At 39.2% G+C, this 25,048-nt stretch carries 22 protein-coding genes and 1 pseudogene; 11 read left to right on the top strand and 12 right to left on the bottom strand.

Annotated elements, in window-relative coordinates:
* Positions 1-9: 9 nt before the first annotated feature.
* The 6 genes from murC (at position 10) to lpxC (ending at position 6,874) form a co-directional block, all read left to right on the top strand.
* Positions 10-1,470, top strand: coding sequence for a UDP-N-acetylmuramate--L-alanine ligase (murC, locus tag H4J57_RS01590; protein ID WP_182241734.1), 1,461 nt, complete (start codon positions 10-12; stop codon positions 1,468-1,470).
* The gene (locus H4J57_RS01585; protein ID WP_070374774.1) at positions 1,467-2,408 is read left to right on the top strand and encodes a D-alanine--D-alanine ligase; all 942 of its coding nucleotides are present in this window, start codon (positions 1,467-1,469) and stop codon (positions 2,406-2,408) included. The genes murC and H4J57_RS01585 overlap by 4 nt, the downstream gene beginning before the upstream one ends.
* Positions 2,408-3,199, top strand: a complete 792-nt coding sequence (locus H4J57_RS01580; protein ID WP_259366762.1) for a cell division protein FtsQ/DivIB — start codon at positions 2,408-2,410, stop codon at positions 3,197-3,199. Before H4J57_RS01585 ends, H4J57_RS01580 begins: the two co-directional genes overlap by 1 nt.
* A 5-nt stretch (positions 3,200-3,204) precedes the next feature.
* Positions 3,205-4,440 (top strand): cell division protein FtsA, encoded by a 1,236-nt coding sequence (gene ftsA / locus H4J57_RS01575; protein ID WP_070374773.1) that lies wholly within the window; start codon positions 3,205-3,207, stop codon positions 4,438-4,440.
* A gap of 133 nt (positions 4,441-4,573) precedes the next feature.
* Positions 4,574-5,731: a cell division protein FtsZ gene (ftsZ, locus tag H4J57_RS01570; RefSeq protein ID WP_070374772.1), complete on the top strand. Its 1,158-nt coding sequence runs from the start codon at positions 4,574-4,576 to the stop codon at positions 5,729-5,731.
* A 225-nt stretch (positions 5,732-5,956) separates the two neighbouring features.
* A complete protein-coding gene (gene lpxC / locus H4J57_RS01565; protein ID WP_070374771.1) occupies positions 5,957-6,874 on the top strand; it encodes a UDP-3-O-acyl-N-acetylglucosamine deacetylase in 918 nt (305 codons plus the stop codon).
* Between the two features lie 96 nt (positions 6,875-6,970).
* Here the strand turns inward: lpxC and H4J57_RS01560 are convergent, their stop codons facing one another.
* Complete coding sequence (locus tag H4J57_RS01560) at positions 6,971-7,441, bottom strand: DUF721 domain-containing protein (protein WP_070374770.1); 471 nt, start codon at positions 7,439-7,441, stop codon at positions 6,971-6,973.
* A gap of 80 nt (positions 7,442-7,521) precedes the next feature.
* Here H4J57_RS01560 and H4J57_RS01555 point away from each other — a divergent pair, with 80 nt between their 5' ends.
* The 3 genes from H4J57_RS01555 to mutT all read left to right on the top strand — a co-directional run bounded on the left by H4J57_RS01555 (position 7,522) and on the right by mutT (position 11,830).
* On the top strand, positions 7,522-8,373 hold the full coding sequence (locus tag H4J57_RS01555) for a M23 family metallopeptidase (RefSeq protein ID WP_259366761.1): 852 nt from the start codon (positions 7,522-7,524) through the stop codon (positions 8,371-8,373).
* A gap of 78 nt (positions 8,374-8,451) precedes the next feature.
* Positions 8,452-11,151, top strand: coding sequence for a preprotein translocase subunit SecA (secA, locus tag H4J57_RS01550; protein WP_182202586.1), 2,700 nt, complete (start codon positions 8,452-8,454; stop codon positions 11,149-11,151).
* Positions 11,152-11,437: 286 nt separating this feature from the next.
* The gene (mutT, locus tag H4J57_RS01545) at positions 11,438-11,830 is read left to right on the top strand and encodes an 8-oxo-dGTP diphosphatase MutT (protein WP_182221129.1); all 393 of its coding nucleotides are present in this window, start codon (positions 11,438-11,440) and stop codon (positions 11,828-11,830) included.
* Between the two features lie 2 nt (positions 11,831-11,832).
* Here mutT and yacG read toward each other — a convergent pair whose 3' ends face one another.
* The 9 genes from yacG to H4J57_RS01500 form a co-directional block, all read right to left on the bottom strand.
* Entirely contained in the window at positions 11,833-12,069 is a 237-nt protein-coding gene (gene yacG / locus H4J57_RS01540) for a DNA gyrase inhibitor YacG (RefSeq protein ID WP_070374766.1), read from the bottom strand.
* A gap of 112 nt (positions 12,070-12,181) precedes the next feature.
* Positions 12,182-12,928, bottom strand: a complete 747-nt coding sequence (zapD, locus tag H4J57_RS01535) for a cell division protein ZapD (RefSeq protein WP_182213328.1) — start codon at positions 12,926-12,928, stop codon at positions 12,182-12,184.
* Between the two features lie 107 nt (positions 12,929-13,035).
* Positions 13,036-13,650 (bottom strand): dephospho-CoA kinase, encoded by a 615-nt coding sequence (gene coaE, locus H4J57_RS01530; protein WP_220470248.1) that lies wholly within the window; start codon positions 13,648-13,650, stop codon positions 13,036-13,038.
* Positions 13,651-13,660: 10 nt separating this feature from the next.
* On the bottom strand, positions 13,661-14,542 hold the full coding sequence (locus H4J57_RS01525; protein ID WP_259366316.1) for an A24 family peptidase: 882 nt from the start codon (positions 14,540-14,542) through the stop codon (positions 13,661-13,663).
* 74 nt (positions 14,543-14,616) lie between these two features.
* The gene (locus H4J57_RS01520; protein ID WP_182221127.1) at positions 14,617-15,867 is read right to left on the bottom strand and encodes a type II secretion system F family protein; all 1,251 of its coding nucleotides are present in this window, start codon (positions 15,865-15,867) and stop codon (positions 14,617-14,619) included.
* A gap of 84 nt (positions 15,868-15,951) precedes the next feature.
* Positions 15,952-17,655, bottom strand: coding sequence for a type IV-A pilus assembly ATPase PilB (gene pilB / locus H4J57_RS01515; RefSeq protein WP_182221126.1), 1,704 nt, complete (start codon positions 17,653-17,655; stop codon positions 15,952-15,954).
* Positions 17,656-17,834: 179 nt separating this feature from the next.
* Positions 17,835-18,281 carry a prepilin-type N-terminal cleavage/methylation domain-containing protein gene (locus H4J57_RS20235; protein WP_182241731.1) on the bottom strand — a complete coding sequence of 149 codons (447 nt, stop codon included), beginning with the start codon at positions 18,279-18,281 and terminating at the stop codon, positions 17,835-17,837.
* A gap of 160 nt (positions 18,282-18,441) precedes the next feature.
* A complete protein-coding gene (gene nadC, locus H4J57_RS01505; protein WP_409049403.1) occupies positions 18,442-19,320 on the bottom strand; it encodes a carboxylating nicotinate-nucleotide diphosphorylase in 879 nt (292 codons plus the stop codon).
* 89 nt (positions 19,321-19,409) lie between these two features.
* Positions 19,410-19,928, bottom strand: coding sequence for a TIGR02281 family clan AA aspartic protease (locus H4J57_RS01500; RefSeq protein ID WP_182221124.1), 519 nt, complete (start codon positions 19,926-19,928; stop codon positions 19,410-19,412).
* Positions 19,929-19,970: 42 nt separating this feature from the next.
* Here H4J57_RS01500 and ampD point away from each other — a divergent pair, with 42 nt between their 5' ends.
* Complete coding sequence (ampD, locus tag H4J57_RS01495) at positions 19,971-20,564, top strand: 1,6-anhydro-N-acetylmuramyl-L-alanine amidase AmpD (protein WP_259366760.1); 594 nt, start codon at positions 19,971-19,973, stop codon at positions 20,562-20,564.
* 113 nt (positions 20,565-20,677) lie between these two features.
* Entirely contained in the window at positions 20,678-21,601 is a 924-nt protein-coding gene (gene ampE, locus H4J57_RS01490; RefSeq protein ID WP_182241729.1) for a beta-lactamase regulator AmpE, read from the top strand.
* Positions 21,602-21,870: 269 nt separating this feature from the next.
* Here ampE and H4J57_RS01485 read toward each other — a convergent pair whose 3' ends face one another.
* Positions 21,871-24,591 carry a TonB-dependent siderophore receptor gene (locus H4J57_RS01485; RefSeq protein ID WP_182241728.1) on the bottom strand — a complete coding sequence of 907 codons (2,721 nt, stop codon included), beginning with the start codon at positions 24,589-24,591 and terminating at the stop codon, positions 21,871-21,873.
* 204 nt (positions 24,592-24,795) lie between these two features.
* Positions 24,796-24,969 (bottom strand): annotated as a pseudogene (locus H4J57_RS19895) (IS3 family transposase); the annotation flags it as partial.
* Positions 24,970-25,048 lie beyond the last annotated feature (79 nt).

Genomic DNA, 25,048 nt, shown 5'->3' with positions numbered 1-25,048 from the left:
AGTAAGATAATGAGAAATAAAATAGCCAATAACACCGCACCTATTAAATTACCAGAAATGCGCCGGGTAAAAAGCATTCACTTTGTCGGTATTGGCGGTGCAGGTATGGGGGGTATTGCTGAAGTATTGTTAAATGAAGGCTACCAAATTACTGGCTCTGATATTGGCGAAAATCAAGTTGTTACTCGCTTAATGGCGTTAGGTGCAAATATTACTATAGGTCATGCGGCAGATAACATTGTTGGTGCGAGTGTTATTGTTGTTTCAACGGCAATTAAAGCAGATAACCCAGAATTGGTGAATGCGCAAACGTTACGTATTCCTGTGGTACGTCGTGCTGAAATGTTAGCTGAATTAATGCGTTTTCGCCATGGTGTTGCGATTGCGGGGACTCATGGCAAAACAACAACGACCAGTTTGATTGCAAGTATTTTTGCTGAAGGTGACCTAGACCCAACATTTGTGATTGGTGGCTTATTAAATAGCGCTGGCACCAATGCGCGTTTGGGTAAAAGTCGTTACCTTATTGCAGAAGCCGATGAGAGTGACGCGTCATTCTTGCATCTGCAGCCTATGGTTTCAGTGATCACTAATATCGACGAAGATCACATGGAGACTTACCAAGGTGATTTTGAAAAACTTAAAGATACCTACATCGAATTTTTACATAACTTACCGTTTTATGGTTTAGCGGTTGTTTGTATTGATAACGATGTTGTGCGTGAACTCATTCCAAGAATGGGTCGTCAAGTGATCACCTATGGTTTTAGTGAAGATGCTGATGTACGAGCGACAAACTTTCAACAAAATGGTGGCGTTAGTCATTTTACCATACAGCGTGAAGGTTTTGCTGATATCAATATGTCAGTAAACTTACCCGGTGAACATAATGTGCTGAACGCTTTGGCGAGTATCGCTGTTGCAACTGATGAAGGCGTAGACGACGCGGCCATTGTCAGTGCTCTAGAGAAATTTGCGGGTATCGGTAGACGTTTTGAACAATTGGCTAATTTAGCGACAGAAAAAGGTGAGATGATCTTAGTCGATGATTATGGACATCACCCTCGTGAAGTTAAAGCAACAATTAAAGCAATGAGAAATGGCTGGCCTGAAAAACGCTTAGTGATGATTTTTGAGCCACACCGTTATTCTCGTACACGCGATTTATACGAAGACTTTGTTGAAGTGTTATCTGAAGTCGATTGCTTATTTTTACTCGATGTTTATGCGGCGGGCGAAGCGCCTATCAACAGTGCTGACAGTAAAAGCCTAGCGCGAAGTATTCGCCAGCGTGGTCAAATTGAACCTATCTATGTTAGTAGCGCTGAAATATTAGCAGAATTGTTGCAAGCGCAATTACAAGACGGCGATATGGTTATTACACAAGGCGCAGGTACTATTGGCGTTATAGCTCGTGAAATTATGATAAACCCGTTACTAAATGTTGACCTTAAAGGGGCTAAAAAGTGAAAGCACTGAAAGACCAAAGGTTAGCTGTTTTATATGGCGGCGACTCAGCAGAACGCGAAGTATCACTTAATTCTGGAAAAGCGATTACCAAGGGTTTACAACAAGCTGGTTTTGACGTTGAACTCATCGACACTCGAGGATTTTGTTTAGCTGACTTAACTAAACGAAATATCGATCGTGTTTTTATCGCTTTGCATGGTCGAGGCGGTGAAGATGGTTGTGTGCAGGGGGCTTTACAATATATGGGCATCCCCTATACCGGTTCTGATGTCTTAGGATCTGCGTTGTCCATGGACAAAATTCGTAGCAAGCAAGTGTTTCAAGCACAAGGATTACCGACTGCGCCTTTTGCTATTGTCGAAAAAGAGGCTTACCAAGAAACTCAAGCAGAAAAAATACTGGCGACACTCGGTGGTATGGTCATGGTTAAGCCAGCCAATGAAGGCTCAAGTATTGGTATGGCCAAAGCCAAAACAGCCAATGAATTACACCAAGCATTAACGACTGCCTTTGAATATGATGACCAAATTTTAGTAGAAGCATGGATTAATGGCCCTGAATATACGGTGGCTATTTTAGGCGAAGAAGCGTTACCCGCCATTCATATGGAAACGCCTCGTGAGTTCTATGACTACGAAGCTAAATATCAATCAACGACAACACAATATCATTGTCCTGCTGGTTTGAGTGATGAAGATGAACAAGCGCTTAAAGCATTAGCGCTTAAAGCTTTTAAAGCAACCGGTGCAAAAGGATGGGGGCGCGTAGATGTTATGCGTAACAATGAAAATAAATGGCAGCTACTGGAAGTCAATACTGTTCCAGGTATGACTGAAACGTCATTGGTACCTAAAGCAGCAAAGGTACACGGCTTAAGTTTTAGTGAGCTGGTAACAAAAATAGTTGCCATTAGCACAGGACAATTAGCAGATAAATAATGACAATAACTAGTAGAAATCAACCGTCATTATCACCATTAATGACGGAGCAACAAGAAAAATTACACTGGTCTTTTTGGCTCGGTGTGACTTTTTTTGTGCTGGTGATTGTTACTATTATTTCATTCAGTTGGTTTTTAAATAATAAAATGTCATCTGAAGAGTCAATGCCTGTTACGTCGATTGTTATTGGCGGTGAAATGCCGTTTACCAATAGACAAGATATAGAAAATGCGATTGAAGATGTTAACTTAGGAAACTTTTTTAATGTTGATGTCAATCACGTACAACAGAAAGTGGCTGAATTGCCTTGGGTATACTCGGTATCGGTACGAAAAAAGTGGCCAAATGAACTGAAAATTTATGTTGTTGATCAAACGCCGATTGCTTTATGGAATGGTGACTTTTTAATTAATCAATACGGTAAAGCATTTCAAGCAGACACCACACGTTTACAGTCTGCATTACCGGCATTTTTTGGTCCTGAAGGCAGTGAAGATCTTGCCTTAAGTAACTTTGTTAATTTAAGTAAGTTGCTGAAGTTTAGTGAGTTGTCAATTGATGAATTGTTACTTACCGAACGTCATTCTTGGCAGTTAACGCTGAAGAACGGCATAACGCTTAATTTAGGTAGAGAAAACAAAATTGAGCGTGTACAAAGATTTATGAATGTCTACCCGCAAATAATGAAAACAAAAGAAGAAAATCAGCAAGTGGATTATGTTGATTTACGTTATGACACTGGACTCGCTGTTGGTTGGAAAACCGCAGAGAATAAACAAAGAGCTTAACTTTAATGTCAAAAGTAAACGAAAGAAACTTGGTAGTAGGTTTAGACATAGGAACGTCGAAAATATCTGTTGCTGTTGGTGAAATAACACCGGACAATCAATTAAGTATTGTTGGTGTTGGAAATCAACCTGCACGAGGTATGGATAAAGGTGGCGTTAATGATTTGAATTTGGTTATTCAATCAATTCAGCGTGCTATCAACGAAGCTGAATTAATGGCCGATTGCCAAATTAGCTCGGTTTACTTAGGTATTTCAGGTAAGCATATTAGTTGTCAAAATGAAAATGGCATGGTGCCAATCAATGACAAAGAAGTCATTCAAGAAGATGTTGATAACGTAATACATACCGCGCGTTCAGTACCGATTTCCGCGGAACGACGCATGTTACATGTACTACCACAAGAATTTAGTATTGACTGCCAAGATGGCATAAAAAGCCCGATTGGTATGTCAGGTGTCCGAATGGAGGCCAAAGTTCATATTGTTACTTGTGCTAACGACATGGCTAAAAATATTGTTAAATGTGTTGAGCGCTGTGAAGTAAAAGCCGATCAACTTATTTTTTCAGCATTAGCATCTAGTTATGCTGTGCTAACAGATGATGAGAAAGAACTCGGTATTTGTGTGGTAGACATGGGCGCAGGTACGATGGATATTGCGGTATTTGCTGGCGGTGCTTTAAGACACACTGCGGTTATACCTGTGGCCGGTAATCAGGTCACCAGTGATATTGCGAAAATTTTTAGAACGCCGTTAAGCCACGCAGAAGACATTAAAGTGCAATATGCTTGTGCGCTTCGACAAATGGTGAGTATGGAAGAGAACATTGAAGTACCGAGTGTTGGTGGTCGTCCTGCACGCTCAATGTCTCGTCACACTTTAGCGGAAGTCGTTGAGCCACGTTACCAAGAGCTTTTTGAACTTATTCAAGAAGCAGTTCGCGAAGCGGGCTTAGAAGATCAAATTGCCGCAGGTTATGTGTTAACCGGTGGTACAGCGAAAATGGAAGGTGTTGTTGAGTTTGCTGAAGAAGTTTTTCAAATGCCAGTACGTGTCGCTAAGCCAAAAGGTATGAGTGGTTTAAAAGAGTATGTTGATGATTCAACTTACTCAACGGTTGTTGGTTTATTACATTACGGTATGCAAGCCAATGAACAACAAAGTATAGAGAGTAAGAAAAGTGAAGGTATTGCTAGTATTACTTCGCGTATCTTAGCTTGGTTTAAAGGTGAGTTTTAACCCTCACTAAAACCTTTGTTATAAGAAGAGTAAATAAATTTTTATAATCTACCTCAATCATGGTGGGTAAGTAAAAAGTAAGAGTTAAATCGCGTTTTGGTGGAACAAAACATAAAAATCGGAGAGAGTAAAAATGTTTGAATTAATGGAAGATCATAACGAAGAAGCAGTAATCAAAGTCATTGGTGTTGGTGGCGGTGGCGGTAATGCAGTTGAGCACATGGTTTGTCAAACCATTGAAGGTGTTGAATTTATTACGGCAAATACCGATTCACAAGCATTACGTAATTCAGCAGCCAATGTTACTTTACAACTTGGTGCAGATGTTACTAAAGGTTTAGGTGCCGGCGCTAACCCTGAAATAGGTCGTCGCAGCGCTGAAGAAGACAGAGAAACGATTAGAGAAACGCTACAAGGGGCTGATATGATCTTTATCGCCGCAGGTATGGGTGGTGGTACAGGTACGGGTGCTGCTCCAGTTGTTGCTGAAATTGCAAAAGAAATGGGCATATTAACGGTTGCTGTTGTTACCAAACCCTTCCCATTTGAAGGCAAGAAACGCATGAACTATGCAGATCAAGGTATTGAGTTATTATCAAAAAGTGTCGACTCATTAATTACTATACCTAATGAAAAATTATTAAAAGTTTTAGGCCCAGGTACGTCGTTACTTGACGCTTTTAAAGCCGCAAATAATGTATTGTTAGGTGCTGTGCAGGGTATTGCAGAGCTAATTACTCGTCCAGGTTTGATTAACGTCGATTTCGCCGATGTGCGTACCGTTATGTCAGAAATGGGCACAGCAATGATGGGTTCTGGTATTGCATCGGGTCCTGATCGTGCAGAAGAAGCTGCAGAAGCTGCAATTTCGAGTCCATTACTTGAAGATGTTGACCTAGCCGGTGCTCGCGGTATTTTGGTAAACATTACTGCTGGCATGGATATTAGTATCGATGAATTTGAAACAGTGGGTAATGCAGTAAAGGCCTTTGCTTCTGAAAATGCAACGGTTGTTGTTGGTGCGGTTATCGACCCTGAAATGACTAATGAATTACGTGTAACTGTAGTTGCAACCGGTATTGGTGCTGATCGCAAGCCAGATATAACATTAGTAAATCCAGCTCCTACTGTTGCACCTATTGCCGTTGGCCAAGAATTTATTGCTAGCCCACAGGCAGAAGTAAATACAGCGCCGATAACAATGCAAGACAGCAATGCTCAAGTACAAACTGCAGCAGATATCGAGAACTATTTAGATATCCCGGCATTTTTACGTAAACAAGCTGACTAATTTGAACGGTTAATTTTGTCATCAGAGAATAAAAATAGTGTATATAATCGCTAATATTATTCGAATTAATATGTGACTAGTATACGGCTGGTTGAACAGTTGTGTGTAAAATAATGTGAAGCTAAAAGCTGATATTTTGATTTTGTTATGTTTTTCTGCTATATTGTGCGCCCGTCGAAAGAGGACGGTGCATTTCAAGGTTAGTAAAAGCTTAATAAGGCATTTATGATTAAACAACGTACATTAAAAGACAGTGTAACCGCCGTTGGTGTTGGTTTACACAAAGGTGAAAAGGTGCAGTTGACTCTCCGTCCTGCGCCAGCCAATACTGGTATTGTTTTTCGCCGCATAGATTTAGATCCGATTGTTGAAATTTCAGCAACGCCTGAAGCTGTGGGCGAGACAACTTTGTGTACGTGCTTAGTCAATGAACAAGGTGTGAAGATTTCCACCGTCGAGCACTTGTTATCAGCTGCCGCAGGTTTAGGTATTGACAACTTAATTGTTGAAATAGATTCTCCTGAAATCCCGATTATGGACGGTAGCGCATTGCCGTTCGTTTATTTAATACAGTCGGTTGGCATCAAAACATTAGCAGCAGCAAAACGTTTTATTCGCATAAAGAAAACTGTTCGTGTTGAAGAAGGTGACAAATGGGCAGAATTAAAGCCTTACCATGGTTTTAAAATTAATTTTGCTATTGAATTTGAACATCCTGTTATTTCTAAAACATGTCAGACGATGAGCATGGACTTATCTAGCTGTTCTTTTATTAAAGAAATTAGTCGAGCACGTACTTTTGGCTTTATGAGTGATATCGAATTTCTTCGCTCTCACGATTTAGCTTTAGGTGGCAGTTTAGAAAATGCCATTGTACTTGACGAATACCGCATGCTTAATAAAGATGAATTACGCTATGACGATGAATTTGTTAAACACAAAATACTCGATGCGATTGGCGACTTGTACATGTGTGGTCACAGCATTTTAGGTGAGTTAAATGCCTTTAAATCCGGACATGGCTTAAATAATATCTTGTTAAGAGAAGTCTTTAAGCAAAAAGAAAGTTGGGAATGGGTGACTTACGAAGATGAAACACCGTCTCCTATCCAATATCAAGAAGTAACTGCTGCAGCATTTTAATTAAGATACTGCTAATGTTACTCAATAAAAAAACCAGTCAAATGACTGGTTTTTTATTTTAAGATAAAGGGTATAAATCATATCTAGGCAAAATTATCATATGGCGTTTTTATCAGCGTGTTTTGCCAATTTTTCTAATTTTTTACGTAAACTCTCTGGCGCGTTTTTAGCAATAGCCAATAATTGGTTAGCGGTGTTTTGTGAGATATGTAATGGCTCCGCGGGTTTTTCTTCAGATTGATAAACGACTTTATTGCGATAAGGCGATACCTTAATTTCAATTTGATCAAAAGCCTTGTCGGTAGCAATGGCCAGTTCACGGCAAATATTCATCCGTTCAAACTGAAGTCTTTGGCTCCAAACAGCAGATGTGACCTCAATTACTAAAGAATTTTGCTTAAAATTGGCAATATGCCAGACATCTGCTGGCAGGTCAGGGCAAGTTTGGCGTACAATGTCAGACAAGATAGTTAAAGAGTTGGTTTTTGCTGCTATTTGTGCCAAAGTGCCTTTCGATGATTGAAAGAGCTCTGACATATCTGAAGGTTTTCTTGTTTTGCGTGCCATTAACCACTCTACTTTGGAATAGTATTTAAGTAATTATGAGTTTAACACTACTATATCGTGGAAAGAACGTTAGATTTTCAATGACGCTGAATAAGTTGCATTGGTTGTCTGCGATCACTGTATTTGCGCTAATATCAGGCTTTGTTGTTCATTTGATTTTTTCTGCTGATGACGTGCCACAAGCTGTACCCTATGCTTTGAATTCACCCGCTAAGATAGATCTTCAGCAATTAACTGAACCACAATTAACCGCACTAACGATGAAACTCGCTGAGTTGCAAAGCCAAGTGCTACGACTGAATGCTTTAGGTGACCGTTTAGCAAGTGAAGCATCAATTCCAGAAAATGAATTTAATTTTCAACAATTACCGCCATCAGGTGGTCCTATGCTGCAGAGTGAAAACCATTATAAAAAGCCACTGGCAGAGTTGTTAACTGAAATATCAACACTAGAAGAAAGTTTGCACCACGAAGAAAATCAACTGACTACGCTTGAATCTTTGACTTTGGGTCACCATATAGAAAGTAGCAGCTATTTGTCTGGTCGACCAATGATTGGTGGTTGGCTCTCTTCATATTACGGTGTACGAAAAGACCCATTTAGTGGTAAAGCAGCGATACATAAAGGTGTAGACTTCGCAGGTAAAGAAGGTGCTGCGATAATTGCAACGGCTTCAGGTGTTGTTTCTTGGGCAAGTGACCGGTACGGCTACGGGCAACTTATCGAGATTAATCACGGTAGAGGATTAAAAACTCGTTATGGTCATAATAAAAATTTACTCGTTAAAGTAGGAGATGTGGTTAGCAAAGGACAAATTATTGCACGTATGGGTAGCACGGGGCGCTCGACTGGACCTCATGTTCATTACGAAATTTTACGCAATAATGCACAAATAGATCCAATTAAGTTCGTATATAGAAAAGCAAAATAAAAACAATTTATGTGACCCTTGTTGGTCACGTTATTTTCAGCGGAAGTATTTCTTCTAATATCAATATGGTTTAACAAGATGTTTGTAAAGTTAATGACGAAAATGTTTGGTAGTCGTAATGATCGATTAATTAAACAAATGAATAAAGAAGTTTTAAAAATAAACGCCTTAGAGCCCGTTATGGAAGCTCTTTCTGACGAAGAACTAAAAGCAAAAACCGCAGAATTTAAAGAGCGTTTAGCCAAAGAAGAATCTCTATCAAGTATCCTACCAGAAGCATTTGCTGTTGTACGTGAAGCCAGTAAACGTGTCTTTGGTATGCGCCACTTTGATGTACAAATGATCGGCGGCATGGTCTTAAACGATGGTAAAATTGCGGAGATGCGCACTGGTGAAGGTAAAACGTTAACCGCGACACTTCCTTCTTACCTCAACGCATTAACAGGTAAGGGTGTTCACGTTATAACGGTGAATGATTACCTAGCAACACGTGATGCTGACTGGTGTCGACCATTATTTGATTTTCTAGATATGACGGTAGGTTGTAATATTGCCGGATTAGCATCAGCTGAAAAGCAAGCGGCTTATAATTCAGATATTACCTATGGTACTAACAACGAATTTGGTTTTGATTACTTACGTGACAATATGGCCTTTTCGCCAGAAGAACGTACGCAAAAGCCATTGAATTTTGCTGTTATTGATGAAGTCGATTCAATTTTAATCGATGAAGCTAGAACTCCCTTGATTATTTCGGGTCAAGCCGAAGATAGCTCTGAACTTTATCGTCAAATTAACCTTGTTGTGCCGACGTTGGTACTACAAAACGAAGAAGACAAAGATAAAGATACCGGTCAATCTAAAGATTTTGTTGAAGGTGATTTCACCATTGATGAAAAGTCTAAGCAAATCTATCTAACAGAGCATGGCCAAATAAGAATTGAAGAAATCATGAATGAGAAAGGTCTCATTCAAGACGGCGATTCTTTGTTTTCAGCAACCAATATTACCTTATTGCATCATGTTATGGCGGCATTACGTGCCCATAAGCTTTTCCAAAAAGATGTCGATTATATTGTTAAAGATGACGAAATCGTTATTGTTGATGAACATACCGGTCGTACGATGGAAGGTCGTCGTTGGTCAGAAGGGTTACATCAAGCCGTTGAAGCAAAAGAAGGGGTGAATATTCAAAACGAAAATCAAACCTTAGCTTCGATAACGTTCCAGAATTTTTTCCGTATCTACGAAAAATTATCAGGAATGACAGGTACTGCTGACACAGAAGCATTTGAGTTTAATCATATTTATGGTTTAGAAACCGTAGTTATTCCAACCAATCAACCGATGATCCGTAAAGATCTTGCTGATCTAATCTATTTAACCGCTGATGAAAAGTTTGAAGCGATTTTAGAAGATATTAAAGATTGTGTTGAACGCGGACAACCTGTGCTTGTTGGTACGATCAGTATAGAAACCTCTGAGTTTTTATCTGACTTCTTAAAGAAAGCAAAAATTAAGCACAAAGTATTGAATGCTAAGTTTCACCAGCAAGAAGCTGAAATTGTTGCTGATGCGGGTAAAGTTGGCGCAGTAACTATCGCAACTAACATGGCAGGCCGTGGTACCGATATCGTATTAGGCGGAAACTTTGATGCGATTGTTGCTAAATTAAAAGACCAAAGCAAAGAAAGCATCGCTAAAGCGAAAGAAGAATGGATAATACAGCACAATAAAGTCTTAGAACTAGGTGGCTTACACATAGTTGCCACTGAACGCCATGAGTCTCGTCGTATTGATAATCAATTACGCGGCCGTTCAGGACGTCAAGGTGATGCAGGTTCAACTCGCTTCTACTTATCGATGGAAGATGCACTGATGCGAATTTTTGCTTCAGAACGTATTTCAAACATGATGCGCAAGTTAGGCATGGAGCACGGCGAAGCCATTGAACATCCATGGGTAACTCGCAGCATCGAAAATGCTCAGCGTAAAGTTGAAGGTCGTAACTTCGATATTCGTAAACAACTTCTTGAGTTCGATGATGTTTCTAATGATCAACGCCAAGTTATTTATGAACAACGTAACGAGTTAATGGACGAAGCTGATATTGCTGATGTTATTAAAAATATTCGTACAGATGTAGTAACTGGTATTATAAATCAGCATATTCCTCAGCAATCTATGGAAGAAATGTGGGATATCTCTGGTTTAGAAGAGCGCTTTAAGGGCGAACTATCTTTAGAGTTCCCTATTGCAAAGTGGCTTGAAGAAGATACTAAATTGCATGAAGAAACTTTACGCGAAAAACTACTAGCAGAAGTTGAAGCTAACTATACCGAGAAAGAAGAGCAAGCTGGTGCCGATGTTATTCGTCAATTTGAAAAAGCGGTTATGTTACAAAGCTTAGATTCTCATTGGAAAGAACATTTAGCAGCGATGGATCATCTACGTCAAGGTATACATTTACGTGGCTATGCTCAGAAAAACCCTAAGCAAGAGTTTAAACGTGAATCTTTTGAGTTATTTGGTGAATTACTTGAGACCCTGAAATATGACGTTATCAGTATTCTTAGCAAAGTAAAAATTCGCGCTGAGTCTGATGTTGAAGCTGTTGAAGAGCAACATCGTAAAGCTGAAGATATTCCAAAAGAATATACCCACGAATCTGCTAGCAGTACAGAGACAAAGCCAGAAATACAACGAGTAGGTCGTAATGAAGCTTGTCCATGTGGTTCAGGTAAGAAATATAAGCAATGTCATGGTAAATTAACCTAATCGTTATTTATTAATATGTTTGAAAAAACGCCAGTTATTGACTGGCGTTTTTTATATGCGCAATGCTAATGACGATTATTATTGCAGTGTTCAGTTATAATTTTTGTTACAGACGAATCATCATTAACTAAATTCATTTGGACAATGTCGTTTTCACAGACATGGCAAAGCATGGTTATGTAAAATTATGCGTAGGGTATGATTAGACGCTTTGTTGTTTAAGCTAGGTTCGTCTTCTGCGTTAACAACGAAATCATTGATTAATTTAAAGCTTTAGGAAAGAGTTATGCAAAAAGTAGTACATGTAGCTGTCGGTGTTATCATGCGAGAAGAGCAGTACTTTCTTACCAAGCGCCTCGCTAATGCTCATCAAGGCGGGAAATGGGAGTTTCCTGGTGGTAAGGTGGAAAAAGATGAAACAGTTGCTCAGGCTTTACACAGAGAGCTTCAAGAAGAAGTAGCAATAGATGTCCTCTCTTGCTACCCGCTCATTGAAGTTAGCCATGATTATGGCGATAAAAAGGTGCTATTAGATGTTTATGTGGTTGATAACTTCCAACATGAACCTATTGCCCAAGAAGGACAGCAATCAGCTTGGTTCACATTAGCGCAATTAAGCCAATGTGACTTTCCCGCCGCTAATGTTGCGATTGTTGAAAAACTGCTGATGAACAAATAATACTATTCTGGTTCAACAAAAAACTTATTACTTTGTAAAAACTCACCTTCAAGTGCGTCAAGCATCTCTTCGGTTAACTGAATATCACCTTGTAATGGCTGGCTGATTTTATGTCCTTCATCAGCCCATTCACCAATATCAATTAACTGGCAACGTTTGCAGCAAAAAGGGCGAAACTGACTCTCTGGTTGCCAAATAACTTCTTTTTGACACGTTGGACAAGATACTTTTAAGGTCATAGTTGGTGCTTGTAATTAAATACTTAGTGGTGGGATTATACCCTTCCTACTCCAAGATGAAACCTGCATATTGAATGGATAAAGGGTATTTGTGAAATTAATTAAGCCAATGCTAACAGCGAGCTAATTGAAATGAAGTGGCCTTATTTGAATACTTACGTCCGGTTTCATCACAAAGAGACATAAAGCGAATAGAATAACGCAGACGATTGCCACTTACCGTTGGGTAATAAGGTGATTTTTGGTCGACTTTAATACGAAGTAATAAAATACCTTCACCATTATCTTGGTAAAAACCACTCTCGGTATCTATCTGTTTGAATTCAGCCCGTTGGCGAATAAACTTTAATATCATATCTAAAGCGCTTTTAACTTGTTCAAGTAGGGCAAGCCAGCCTTGGACATCTTTAGCAAGAATCTCACTGTCTTGATGTAACCAAAACTGTAATTGTGGTAAATCGAAACTTGAGCTGCCACCCTGCATGGCAAAGCGTTGTTTTAAGGTCGCCAGAAACTTGTCGTGTTTGAGTTGTGCCCACACAGGAGTATTTGGTTTTAATTGACAAATAAGCTCTACAGTTTGTTGTAGATTTTCAGCTAAGATACTGTCATCTATTTCAGGCGCTTGTGACCATATCACTAAATTTTGTTCTAGTTTTTCAAGATCTTTAATTAAGTCACCGCGAACATCATTTCGTTCTAAGGTATCAATAATGGCAAATAAGGCGTTAAAGAAAACTTGATGGCTGACTGAAATTTTACGCTGCAGACAATCTTGTGCCTGAGCAAATAAATGTTCAAGTTTAAGGTAGTTACGGATCCGTTCGTTAAGCGGATGTTCATATAAAATTTTAGTCATTAACCTAATGTCATCAATAAAGCTGAGTGTTTAGCTTTCCATACTAACGACACCCAACAGAAATGGCGAATTTTTTTGCTAAAAATAGTAAAATTTGTACAATTTTACTAACTCGTTGCTAAATTTCGATATTTTTGGTCTAGCTTAATGACACTCGCTTTTATTAGGCTCAAGTCAGAACTGGAGTTATCAATAATATCATCGGCATGTTTTAAGCGATCTTCCCTTGATATTTGACTGGCAATAATACGCTTTATTTCATCTGATGAGCTAGGATCACGCAATACCGCACGCTTAACTTGTGCTGATTCACTGATATCAATTACTAAAATACGTGCAACTAAACTCTGTAAGTTGTTCTCGATAAGTAAAGGTGCGACAAGCAAGCAATATGGTGACTGACTTTGCTGGATCTCTTCGAGCATGGTTTGTCTTATTAACGGGTGAAGTAAGTTATTAAGCCATTGTTTATCTGATTCATTACTGAATATTTGACTGCGTAATAAGGCCCGATTAAGGGTGCCGTCTGGCATAATAAACGTCTTGCCAAAATGCTGAGATATTTGCAGTAATGCGCCGCTGTTAGGTGCGACAACTTTTCTTGCCGCGATATCGGCATCAATAATATCGATGTCTAAGTCGGCAAAAAAATTAGCAACGGTTGTTTTGCCACAACCAATACCGCCGGTTAAACCAATAACGATCTTTTTTGCTATAGTCATTTTCATTCGGCTAAAGCACTTGGACTAAATACCAAGACCATATATTTTCACCCCATAAAAATGTGATCCAACCTGCGATCGCAAGATAAGGGCCAAAAGGAATCGCCTGATCTTTTTGATGATTTTTAAAAAGCATTAAACTAATGCCGATAATGGCACCGACTACTGATGCCATTAAAATAAGTAAGGGTAATAATTGCCAACCAAGCCAAGCACCAAAGAGTGCAAACAGCTTAAAATCACCAAAGCCCATGCCTTCTTTGCCCGTCGCTAATTTGAACAGCCAAAAAACGGTAAAAAGGCTGGTGTAGCCGGCAATAGCGCCGATAACAGCATCTTCTAAAGGCACAATTCCATTTGATAGATTTACGATTAAGCCTAACCACATTAATGGCAGAACAATTTGGTCGGGGAGCAGCATATGATCAAAGTCGATCATCGTTAAGGCAATTAGGCCCCACGTCAATATTAAGGCGTAACAAGTGATAACAGTGACACCAAAATGTTGAGCAATAACTAAACTCAATAAAGCGGTACTTAATTCAACTAATGGATAACGCGCAGAAATTTTATTTTTACATTGGCTACATTTTCCTTTCAACACTAACCAGCTAACCACAGGAATGTTTTCATAAAAACGTATGCTATGTTGGCAATGTGGACAGGTAGAATCGGGCGTTGATAAAGTAAGGGGTTCTACTTGCTTTGTCGATGATGGCTTGAGCTCATCGGCAAGAAATTCTCGACACTCTTGATACCAACCTTGTTCTAACATTTTTGGAAAACGATAAATAACTACGTTTAAAAAGCTACCTATCATTAACGAGAAAACAAAAACAAAGCCATAAAAAAACAGCGAGTTACTTTCTAACAGATGAATAAATTCAGACAAGATAAAACCTTTTATTATTTATTAATTATTATTTAACTATGTTGAAAACTAGTATAAAAATATTAGCGTGCGCACTAAACAACTTTACCTATTTCGAAAATAGGTAAGTACATAGCGATAATTAACCCGCCAATCACTACACCGAGCACTGCCATTATCATCGGCTCTAATAAACTGGTCAGTGAGTCTACTGCGTCATCAACTTGTTGCTCATATATTGTGGCAACTTTGGCAAGCATATCATCTACAGCGCCTGATTCTTCACCAATTGCGACCATTTGTATAACCATGTCAGGAAAGATATTACAGTTACGCATTGCTAAATTCATTTGCATACCCGATGACACTTCGGCGCGAATTTCAAGGATCGCTATACGAAAAACCGCATTACCAGACGCACCCGCAGCCGACTCTAATGCGTCAGGTAAGGGAACACCGGCGGCAAAGGTGGTAGATAAAGTTCTCGCGTAGCGGGCAACGGCTGCCTTTTCGAGTAAGGCACCAATAACCGGAATTTTTAATATTATTCTATCAACTCGGTCTCTAAAACTTTGGCTGTTAAGATGAGCTTTTTTAAAAAAGAAACTGGCAATAAATAGCCCCGCTAAGCCTAAATACCAATAAGCTTGCATAAATTCTGATATGGCAATAACAAATAAAGTAAACGCAGGTAACTCAGCGCCAAAGCTGGCAAAAATATCTTGAAATACCGGCACGACAAAAATTAATAATATTGAGGTAACAATAAATGCTATCACTAATACAGAAATAGGATAAGTCATCGCTTTTTTAATTTTAGACTTTAATGCTTCGGCTTTTTCTTTGTAAGTCGCAATACGATCATAAATGGTCTCAAGTGCGCCCGATTGTTCGCCAGAACTGACTAAATCACAATATAAGTCATCAAAGTATTTAGGATGGTCGCGTAAACACTCTGATAAAGGAATACCCGATTGCAGTTTATTATTGATATCACCTAACAATCTTTGCATATTGCCATTGCTATGACCTTTACCAATCATTTCAACGGTTTGTACTAAGGGGACACCAGCGCCAAGCATGGTCGCAATTTGCCGTGTAACAATGGCGATATCTGCAGGTATTATTTTTTTATCATTGGCATTCCCAAAAATTGATTTGGCTTTCTTTTTTACTTTCCCTGGGGTAATGCCTTGTTTGCGTAGCTGAGATTTTAGCTCTAGCATGCTGGTCGCGGGTAGCTCACCATTAACTTTTTTACCCTTACGGTTTACCCCTTGCCAAACAAACGTATCAAGAGCTTTAGCTTGTGGTAATTTTCTTTTTTGAGCCCCTGAAGTTGCCATATAGTGTTTACCTGTAAAGTTAAAATATTAATCATTGTTAATACTAGTCAAGATCACTAAAAATAAAAAGTGAGTGGTTTATTGTTATGCAGACGTTATTCGGTTTATTTCTGCCAAACTTGTTACCCCTTGATGGGCTTTTTCTAAACCCGATTGGCGTAAGTTATTGTAACCTTCTTTTTGACACTGCTGAGCGATATCCATAGAATTTCCGCCTTCCATAATGATAGAAGACATTTTTTCACTGATTTTTATCACTTCATAAACACCAACACGACCTTTATAGCCCCCCGTACATTGATCGCAACCTACGGGTTTAAATAATTTTATTTCGCTAAGTTGTTCAGGGGTAAAACCTTGCTTTTCTAGTTCAGGTCTAGGTATAACATCCTCAACTTTACAGCGATTACATAAGCGTCTGGCTAAACGCTGAGCAATAATAATACTGACTGAACTGGCAACGTTATATGAAGGAACACCCATATTTAATAATCGAGTCAGGGTCTCTGATGCCGAGTTTGTGTGTAATGTGGACAACACTAAGTGACCGGTTTGTGCGGCTTTAATCGCTATTTCTGCAGTTTCAAGATCACGAATTTCCCCTACCATAACAATATCGGGATCTTGACGAAGAAAAGAGCGCAGCGCATTAGGAAAGGTTAAGCCGGCACGCACATTAATTTGTACTTGATTAACGCCATCTAAATTTATTTCTACCGGATCTTCTGCTGTTGATATATTACGTTCTTCGGTGTTAAGAATATTTAACCCGGTGTAAAGAGACACTGTTTTACCTGAACCGGTCGGTCCCGTGACTAATATCATTCCTTGTGGTTGCGCTAAAGCGTCCATGTAAATTTGCTTTTGCGCCGGCTCATAGCCGAGCATTTCAATACCTAACATCGCGCTAGAAGAGTCAAGAATACGCATTACCACTTTTTCGCCCCACATTGTCGGTAACGTTGAGACTCGAAAATCAATTGATTTTTTCTTGGACAAGGCTAATTTTATCCGTCCATCTTGTGGGACTCGCCGTTCAGCGATATCGAGTTTTGACATTACTTTTAAACGTGCCGCCATACGAGAGGCAAGTGATACGGGCGGCTTTGCCATCTCAGTTAAAATGCCATCAACACGAAAGCGTATACGGTAAGATTTTTCGTAAGGTTCAAAGTGTAAATCTGAGGCGCCTTTGCGAATAGCATCGAGTAATATCTTATTGATATAAACAACAATCGGTGCATCTTCTTTATCACCGGTAGCGCTATCATCTTCTTGGCGCTCCTCTTGAACGTCAATACCGGCAAGTTCAGCAGCATCAATATCGGTAATATCTAAAGCATCACTTTCTTCTTCCAGAATTTTATCAATAAATATTTGTAAATCTTTATCGTTAGTCAACACTAATTCGGTAGGAAAACCGGTGTTGAACTGAATATCTTCTAATGCATCTAAATCAGTGGGATCAGACATCGCTACGAATAATACTTTACCTCTAAGAAATAGCGGCAATGCATTATGTTTGCGGATCAATTTTTCGTTACGGATACCTTCGGGGATCATAGCCGTGTCAAAAGCGTTTAAATCTATGAGAGGATAGCCAAAACTGCGAGAGAGTATTTTGGCAATATTTTCAGCGTCTAAACTCTTATCTTCAATAAGAAAACGAATGAAAGGTTTTGATTGTTTAAGGAAGTCAGCACTTATAATGTCAACCTTATTTTCGGCGACAATATTATGTTTTAAAAGTGTAGATAACACACTTAATTGTCTGTGATGTCCTTTCATGGCAACCTTTTATTGTGAACTTTTAGATATATGCAAGTCATTATGTATTTACTCATAATGTTTACAATAAGTATAGCTTAACCCGTGATTGATTTAAGTAATAACAACGAGTTAATAAAGTTTAGACAATAAAAAAGCTCCCAAAGGAGCCTTTTTTTATAAATATTTACTAACTTATATTATTTTGCCTTACACCAGCCGCTAGTTAAACAACTAGCGGTTGTTGAAGTTATCGTCCAAGTTAAAGGGCTTCCTGTAGGAGTAGCAATCATATTGGAAGAATCAGTCGCTGCTGTTGACGCTGCTGTTATAACACCGTCCACAATAGTCATAGTGTCAAGGTTTGCATAAGTACCAGTAGCTACTGTAGCTGGAATACCTCCGACGCCTGCATCACATGAAGCTAATGAACCTTCAGTTTGGAAGCAAAGTTCCACTGCAGTTCTCGCTGCACCAACCATTGAAACTACTTCAGCAAACTTCGCTTTTTTTGTATAATCTTGATAAGCAGGTAGTGCAACTGCCGCTAAAATACCGATGATCGCAACAACGATCATTAATTCAATAAGGGTAAAACCCTTTGCTTTATTTAAAGATTTATTTCTTAAAGATTTAACATTGTTCATAATAGGTATATCCATACATGATTACGGGGGCTGAATTTATATTGCGACAAAAATCAGGAAATGTAAAATTTTGTGACACTTTTTTTATCATTTTTTTGATATTAGTTAAAAAAATATCAATAAGTAACATTTTTTTAACTAATTGTGACACGTTAAAATGTTAAACAAAGCGCATAGAAAGGTCAATAGCATTGATGTTTTTAGTTAATGCGCCCACTGAAATAAAATCGACACCTGCTTTTGCATAGCTTTTTAGTGATTCTATGTTCATATTGCCAGAAACTTCTAATTTGGTTTTACCTTGTGAAATTTCAGCGGTTGCTATAACCGCTTGCTCAATCATTTCATGACTAAAGTTATCAAGCATAATAATATCGCTGCCAGCCTTTAATGCTTGAGTGAGTTCTTCGATATTTTCAACTTCAACTTCAACCGTTTTATTTGGATGGTTTTTTCGAGCCGTTTGAATCGACTTCTCGATGCCACCACAGGCGGCAATATGATTTTCTTTAATTAAAAAAGCATCAAATAAACCAATACGATGATTAACACCGCCGCCACATGTTACCGCATATTTTTGCGCGCTACGTAAGCCAGGCACTGTTTTTCGGGTATCAAGTAACTTAGTGTTACTCGCCGATAATTCTTTAACATAGCGACTGGTTAATGTAGCGGTTCCTGAAAGGGATTGTAAAAAATTTAAAGCACATCGTTCGCCAGTAAGAAGAACACGTGCGTTTCCAGATAATTCAAATAAAGTGCTATTGGCTTTGACACTTTCGCCGTCGTTAACAAACCAAGTAATATCCGTTTTTGTCTTATGTATCACATCGAGCTGGGCAAAAACTTCGTTAACCCAAGCCACACCACAAATAATACAATCTTCACGGGTAATGATATTAGCAACCGCTATATTTTCCAGTGGAATTAACTCAGCTGTAATATCTTGGCTATTTTTTAATGCGTCGGCGTTATCAACACCTAAATCTTCACATAATGCCCAAGTTACTGTTTTTTTAATATCGTGTTGTAGTTGCACAGAAAGCATTGAATTTTATTCTCTTGTTGGTAAATAATTAAGTGAGTTTTTAGTGGGGCGTTTATCGCCAGTAAATCACAGCAGGTAGATCATTGCTCGCGTAAAATAAGTTTCTTACCTATCTGGCTGAATTCTACCCTTTTTAATGCACTCATGCCCAATAGAATTTCATTAGACTGCATGCTGGGATTGATGTGGGCGCTAACATCATACAAATAAATATTACCAATACTGAGCTGTTGTAATTCAGTTTGATAAACAGTGGTAGTGCCATTGGCCGTATTAACGAGTGACGGTCTGTTTCCCTTGAGCTGCAATTGCTCTGCTATATGAGCGGGAATCGACACTTGTGTTGCTCCAGTGTCGAGTAAAAAAACCACGGGCATCTCATTTATTTCACCATGTACTACATAATGACCTTGGCGGTTTTGTTGTAATGTTACTTCCGCTTTACCCTGTGTATTTAAACTCATCTGTGGATCTTTGTTAGGATCCCATTGCTTATCAAGTACATCTTGAAAAAAAAACACCATTAACGCCAACGCAATTAACCACGCTAACCAAATAAATATTTTTCCCATTTTGTTTGTCGAATCAAATTCAGTCATACTCTGTTCACAAATCTTGAAATTAAATATTAACGCTATTGTATGACGAAAGACTTAAAAAATAAATTGTCCACCAAGCAAAATAATAATATGCCTATTATCAGTGGCTGGCTTGTTAATGAAGAACAACAAAAATCACCACATTTTAGTGTGCGAGATAAAAATGATACGGTTCATTTATTGGTTGTACATAATATCTCATTACCGCCAAATCAATTTGGTGGTTGCTATATTACTGATTTTTTCTTAGGAAAGTTAGATAGCAAAGCACATTGCTATTTTGAAGAAATTGCTCAGCTAAAAGTTTCTGCTCATTGTCTGATAACCAGAGTAGGGCATATTATTCAATACGTTTCATTCAATGATAAAGCTTGGCATGCTGGTGTATCCTCTTATCAGGGACTTGATAAATGTAATGATTTTTCTATTGGTATTGAGCTTGAAGGCGCTGATGATATTCCTTATGAAGCGGCGCAATATCATACTTTGGCGCAATTAACCCAAGCATTGCAGCAATGTTATCCCGACATAAAAAGTAATATAGCCGGGCATAGTGATATTGCGCCAGGGAGAAAGACAGATCCGGGTGATGCTTTTAATTGGCAACATTTTCATGATTGTTTAAAGTCTAGTTAATTCAATAGCAAAGGGTATATACTCGTTACCAATGAAAATGCAGATATCAGAGTGTTTGAATGGCCACGGCGATATACTCATTTTACAAGTGGATAATAAATTAGGAAAACTATATGAGTCTTATTAGCTTACTTATTGCCTTGGCGGCAGAGCGTTACTTGTCGACGACAGCGTGGCAATTTCAAACCTATTTTCATGCTTATGTTGATCTATTTAAACGCACTAAATTAATGCATTTAGCCAAACCGTCAATTGTCTCACAGCTTATCTTTATTGCCATCCCCGTTGTTGTTTGTGACTTATTGCTCGAGCTTGTTGATGATGGCTTACTCTATTTAATTTTTTCAACCTTGATTTTGATTGTTTGTTTTGGTTGTACGAAAACGCGGCAGAGCTACAAAGCTTATTTATTGTCGGCTTTTCGAGGCGAGCCGACAACATGTGAATTGCATCATAGCCAACTGCAACAAGATACCTGCAGCGCACCAATGAGTTTTGGTCAATTATTGGTATGGTTAAATTACCGATATTTTATTGCCATTATGATTTTATTCGTTGTCTTTGGACCCGCTGGTGCATTATTTTATCGTCTACTAGTGACCATGAATGAATGTCCTGAAGTGCTTGCAGAAGAATGTTCAGACAAGCAAGAAAAAGCTAACGCTGAGGTTGATGAAGCCGATGTTAAAGTAAATAATGAGGCTAAAACAACAGATTCTATGGAAAAAAATGAATCTCAGTTATTGAAAAATATGCTCTTTTGGGTCGACTGGTTGCCAGTACGCATGGTTGCTTTTGGTTATATGCTGGTAGGACACTTCTCAAAAGCCATGCCGGTATGGTTAGAAAATTTATTTGATATCAACAAGCAGCCCAACCAAATATTGATTAGCGTTGCGCAAAAGTCTGAAGACTTTATGGTTGACCCTGATGACTGTACTGCGGAACCTTGTTTATTAGTGAGGTTGGCAAAGCGGACTCTGTTGTTGTGTCTAGCTGTTATAGCGGTATTAATATTAACAGGTATCCTTAACTAACCTCTTCTTTATACTTTTTGGATGGCACCTCGTGACATCCTTTTTCAAGTACTGAATCGAGTCAACCACATAGTGATATTTTTGCATAAGCGATAGTATCACTATTAATTTGAACGTGTTCAATCACCAGTAAAATATTACCCTGCCTTTTTAAAGCGCGTCTTTCTTTTTTATTTTCGCTTAAAAGGCACTTTGGGTAATTGCTCAAAAGACTGTTGCCCCAAGCCTACCTTTAATCCTGCAGTTGGCATACTTGTCCTTTGACTCTGCTAAAACTCGTAATTCACCGATAAACGTACTGTTCTTGGTGTTTGCCAACTAGTTGGTAAACCGTAACTCGCGCTCTTTAATGGCGAAGTTACCGCTATGGTATTATCTTCATCGTCCCACATTTCATCCACTTGGGTAACACTGGCTGAATTTAACAGGTTGAATACTTCGACACGTAAATTAACAGTAGAGTCGTCTAAGTCAAACTGATAGCTAGCAGACACATCAAGGGTCATCACACTGTCGGTCCGACCTTTTGAGCCGCGGGGTACTAATTGTCCTTGGGCGTAAAACGATTCAGCGTCATAGGCTTGTGCACTTTCATCTGTTGGGTGATAACCAAATGCGTTGACTGGACGGCCCGTTTGATAACTGAAATTAGCCGCTAAGCTTATTTGTTCAGTGATTTGATACGCCCCGTATATTTTGACTTGATGACGGCGGTCGTTGGGTAAATCACCGTAGGAGCCATCCATTAGACCCGGCAGGTCATATTGTGTCGTTATCCCAGTATTGATGCCAGTGTTGTCTTGGCGGTTGTCTGAGCGAACTAAGCCTTCATAATTACCTTTTGACTTCGACCAAGTATACGTGGCATTTAACATCCACAGACCGTCCCATGCATGTTCAACTGAAAAACTCATCGCCGTATATGTGCGCTCGGGCTTTGCGTGGCCTAAGTCGGCGGCTGGAATCGTATATTCTTGATATTGGAGTGGCCCGTCATAGTCTGGGTTCGCCTTGATGGTCACATCTTGTCCTGGGTTGGCCAATACATAGTAACGAGAACCTGAGCACCGTGTACAACTGGCATTAAATTCTCGCTCAAGATAACGATTAAAGCTCGCGTCTACGTTTATATCTTCAACCGCCATAGCTAAATTACGGTAAGTACCTTCAATAGTCAGCAGCCAGTTGTCCGTGACGGGCATTTGAAAACCAATATTGACGTTGTCAGACGTCATTGGTTTTAAATCTTTATCGGCAATGTCGTAGTTTTCAGGAGGAGACCCATTATTATAATGGTCAAAGTAATAGATTGGAGTGCCGCTAATATTGGGGATTTGTAAAATCGGATCGGCGAAGCCATCAAAGGCATAATAATCTTGCCTGTAGGTTTCATTCCCTGCGAGTCGCAAGTTTGCATTCATTGGAATAGGTGAGTAAAAGCGACCGGCATTTAGCCAAAGTCGCGTTCGGCCATCTGCTGATAAGTCATAAGTTAGGCCCAAACGTGGCGCCCAATGGTTATCCATGGTTGAGAAGTTTTCTCCGACTCCATCAGCATTTTTGAAGGAGTCGCTGCGCAAGCCAAAGTTTACTGTTAACAGGTCGGTGGCTTGCCATTTGTCTTCAAGGTAGTAGGCGATATTTTCCGACTCATAGCTACCGCCCGATTCATATTGGCGGTGACGGACTTGCCTGAATTGGGGGGTGTCGGGATCGGTATAATCGTCGACGTAAAGTAAGTAATAAGCGCCACCCGAGTTGATGGTACGCTGGTTTGCTGTTAATTTCTCGGCGTCGAGTCCAAAACTTAACTCGTGACTACCGAGCGTCCAATTAATATCAACACGAATAGTCTGGCGTTCATCGTCTCCTTCATCAATTAGAAAATTAAGAAATTGGCCCTGTTTAACAAACTCTCCAGCACTTTCATAAAGGTAATACACCACAGGGTTGTCATCCAGTTCATTTTTACTGGTACGTTCAGCTTCATGGACACCATACTGCACGCTTAACGCTAAATCATCGGTGATAATCGAGGTATATTTTAGCGTCCAATTTGTGCCTCCCGTGTAGTCAACCCCATTGCGCGACTCTATCGTGTCGCCATGGGGGCTGACGATTTGGGTGGCGTTATTACTGCTATCGGAAAACAGCGTGAATTCGAGTAGATTGTTATCGGTAATATAGCCGTCGAGCTTCATTCCCCAATACGGATCTTCTTCCGTGACTTGATATCGGGCTTTATTATTCGGCCCCGGATTAATCGGATCGCTCACAAAATTACTATACTCCACTTTTCTAGGGTTGAATAAAACATAGAAAAATAGCTGATCTTCAATCAATGCCCCCGACGCCCAAAGATTAGTGTCGATATTTGAGTATTCACTGGCCCGATTGTCAATAAAATATGAGCCATCCGCTAACGTAACTGATGGGGACGACTCTCGAAGAAAATCAGGTTCATAATTCAGGTTTATACCCGCCTTAAATTCGTTACTCCCCGATTTTGTTTGAGCATTGATCATGCCACCGTGATAACGGCCGTATTGAGCGGAATAACCATCGGTTATAACCTCGACAGACTCGAACATATCAAAAGGTACAGTCGAAAAACCGGTATTATTTCTAACATTAGTGATATTAAGGCCATTGACATAAAACACATTTTCAGCGACAGAGGCGCCATTAATAGCGGGTAAATTTCCAAACGCGGTGTCGCCTTTTACGGTACCTGGTGTGAGCATTATCACGTCGGTGAGTGAACGACCTATTGGAATTTTATTGTTGACCAAGTTATTTGTTGATTGGTCTGATGCATCGACTACCTTATTACTAGAACCGTCTTTTGTGACCGAAGAGAGAGTCTGTTTTGCATGTTTGTTGATCATTTTGCTGGCGATGATATTATTTGCGAATGCAGAACTATGACAGACTATTGTAAAGGCCATTGTAACGGCCACCGTAACTAGGTTTTTATTAAACTCTTTCATTTACGATCCCTATAATTTGAGCTTATTTGTCTTTGATTTGTACTTACTTACGGAGCTTGAGAAAGTACTAAGACTATTATTATTAACTATTAACTCTAGTTTGCATTATGGGTGTTTATTGTGCAAGTCTCTATTTTTTAATCAATATTTGACTAACCCTTTTACTGTTTTTGTAGTATTAAAATTTCCCTAGTATGATCTTCCATTATAACGGTGAGGCCTAACTTTGCTGTAATATCCAATAATATAGTTAACTACTGAGTTTTCAGCTTCAATAAATGAGCGATAACCCGTTGTTGGTATCCATTGTTTTTTTTAAACGTCTAAAAACCGTTACATTGGGCTATTATCGCAACAGTTTCCACGACGACTCATTGCTCATTTTATCAGCTCTCCATGAGTGTCAAATTAATATTCGCACTTCATTTCATTGCTTTAGTCAGTAATGATATTATTG

Source organism: Colwellia sp. BRX8-7 (assembly GCF_014077275.1).
GTDB lineage: Bacteria > Pseudomonadota > Gammaproteobacteria > Enterobacterales > Alteromonadaceae > Colwellia_A.
The sequence above is the reverse complement of the archived record's forward strand: the minus strand, read 5'-3'. Positions and strand labels throughout refer to the sequence as shown.

Coding starts and splice junctions, on each gene's coding strand:
- murC (WP_182241734.1), top strand. CDS start 10: ATGAGAAATAAAATAGCCAATAACACCGCACCTATTAAATTACCAGAA.
- H4J57_RS01580 (WP_259366762.1), top strand. CDS start 2,408: ATGACAATAACTAGTAGAAATCAACCGTCATTATCACCATTAATGACG.
- ftsA (WP_070374773.1), top strand. CDS start 3,205: ATGTCAAAAGTAAACGAAAGAAACTTGGTAGTAGGTTTAGACATAGGA.
- ftsZ (WP_070374772.1), top strand. CDS start 4,574: ATGTTTGAATTAATGGAAGATCATAACGAAGAAGCAGTAATCAAAGTC.
- lpxC (WP_070374771.1), top strand. CDS start 5,957: ATGATTAAACAACGTACATTAAAAGACAGTGTAACCGCCGTTGGTGTT.
- H4J57_RS01560 (WP_070374770.1), bottom strand. CDS start 7,441: ATGGCACGCAAAACAAGAAAACCTTCAGATATGTCAGAGCTCTTTCAA.
- H4J57_RS01555 (WP_259366761.1), top strand. CDS start 7,522: ATGACGCTGAATAAGTTGCATTGGTTGTCTGCGATCACTGTATTTGCG.
- secA (WP_182202586.1), top strand. CDS start 8,452: ATGTTTGTAAAGTTAATGACGAAAATGTTTGGTAGTCGTAATGATCGA.
- mutT (WP_182221129.1), top strand. CDS start 11,438: ATGCAAAAAGTAGTACATGTAGCTGTCGGTGTTATCATGCGAGAAGAG.
- yacG (WP_070374766.1), bottom strand. CDS start 12,069: ATGACCTTAAAAGTATCTTGTCCAACGTGTCAAAAAGAAGTTATTTGG.
- zapD (WP_182213328.1), bottom strand. CDS start 12,928: ATGACTAAAATTTTATATGAACATCCGCTTAACGAACGGATCCGTAAC.
- coaE (WP_220470248.1), bottom strand. CDS start 13,650: ATGACTATAGCAAAAAAGATCGTTATTGGTTTAACCGGCGGTATTGGT.
- H4J57_RS01520 (WP_182221127.1), bottom strand. CDS start 15,867: ATGGCAACTTCAGGGGCTCAAAAAAGAAAATTACCACAAGCTAAAGCT.
- pilB (WP_182221126.1), bottom strand. CDS start 17,655: ATGAAAGGACATCACAGACAATTAAGTGTGTTATCTACACTTTTAAAA.
- H4J57_RS20235 (WP_182241731.1), bottom strand. CDS start 18,281: ATGAACAATGTTAAATCTTTAAGAAATAAATCTTTAAATAAAGCAAAG.
- H4J57_RS01500 (WP_182221124.1), bottom strand. CDS start 19,928: ATGACTGAATTTGATTCGACAAACAAAATGGGAAAAATATTTATTTGG.
- ampD (WP_259366760.1), top strand. CDS start 19,971: ATGACGAAAGACTTAAAAAATAAATTGTCCACCAAGCAAAATAATAAT.
- ampE (WP_182241729.1), top strand. CDS start 20,678: ATGAGTCTTATTAGCTTACTTATTGCCTTGGCGGCAGAGCGTTACTTG.
- H4J57_RS01485 (WP_182241728.1), bottom strand. CDS start 24,591: ATGAAAGAGTTTAATAAAAACCTAGTTACGGTGGCCGTTACAATGGCC.